This is a genomic window from Streptomyces sp. NPDC045701 (assembly GCF_056432045.1).
On sequence record NZ_JBWKJV010000233.1, the window covers coordinates 1 to 1,050 of the forward strand.

Annotated in this window: 2 protein-coding genes; both read right to left on the reverse strand. The window is 66.4% G+C overall.

From position 1 onward, the window contains the following. Positions 1 to 316, reverse strand: a 316-nt coding sequence (locus AC07DW_RS34655) for an ABC-2 transporter permease (protein ID WP_478861556.1), incomplete at its 3' end; no start/stop codon positions are given. Continuing rightward, positions 313 to 1,050, reverse strand: a 738-nt coding sequence (locus tag AC07DW_RS34660; RefSeq protein ID WP_478861557.1) for an ABC transporter ATP-binding protein, incomplete at its 5' end; no start/stop codon positions are given. The genes AC07DW_RS34660 and AC07DW_RS34655, both read right to left, overlap by 4 nt.

A 1,050-nucleotide genomic window follows, 5' to 3' on the forward strand; every position in this document is an offset into this window, starting at 1 on the left:
AGCCGCAGATCGCCTCGATGAACGACACCGGCGCCGACAGCAGTTCGTAGATCGTGCCCGACCATTTGGGCAGGTAGATGCCGAAAGAGGCGTTGGAGATGCTCTCGGTCAGCAGCGACATCATGATCAGGCCCGGCACGATGAAGGCCGCGTAGCTGATCCCGCCGATTTCGACCATGCGCGAACCGATCGCCGAGCCGAACACGATGAAGTACAACGAGGTCGACAGCACCGGCGTGGCGATGGACTGCATCAGGGTGCGGAAGGTGCGGTGCATCTCGAAGAAATAGATCGCCTTGATCGCATGCACGTTCATGCCCGCGCCTCCTGCGCCGCGCGCGGCTGCTTGACCAGTTCGACGAAGATCTCTTCCAGCGAGCTCTGCGCGGTCTGCAGATCCTTGAACTCGATCCCGTGCTCGGCCAGCCGCTTGAGCAAGGCGGCGATGCCGGTGTCCTCGGCTTGCGCGTCGAAGGTGTAGACCAGTTCGCTGCCGTCGGCCGACAGGGTCAGCGCGTCGCCGGCCAGCCCGGGCGGCAGCGCGGCCAGCGGCGCCTGCAGTTGCAGGGTCAGCTGCTTCTTGCCGAGCTTGCGCATCAGCGCGCGGGTCTCCTCGACCAGCACGATCTCGCCCTTGCTGATCACCCCGACCCGGTCGGCCATTTCCTCGGCTTCCTCGATGTAGTGCGTGGTCAGGATGATGGTCGTGCCGTTCTCGCGCAGGCGCGACACCATCGCCCACATCTCGCGGCGCAGTTCCACGTCGACGCCGGCGGTGGGCTCGTCGAGGAACAGGATGCGCGGCTCGTGCGACAGCGCCTTGGCGATCAGCACGCGCCGCTTCATGCCGCCGGACAGGGCCATGATCTTCTCGCCGCGCTTGTCCCACAGCGCCAGCTCACGCAACAGCGTTTCCAGGTAAGCGGGGTTGGGCGGCTTGCCGAACAGGCCGCGGCTGAAGCGCACCGTGTCCCACACGGTTTCGAAGGCGTCGGTGTGCAGCTCCTGCGGCACCAGCCCGATCGCCGCGCGCGCGGCGCGGTAGTCGCG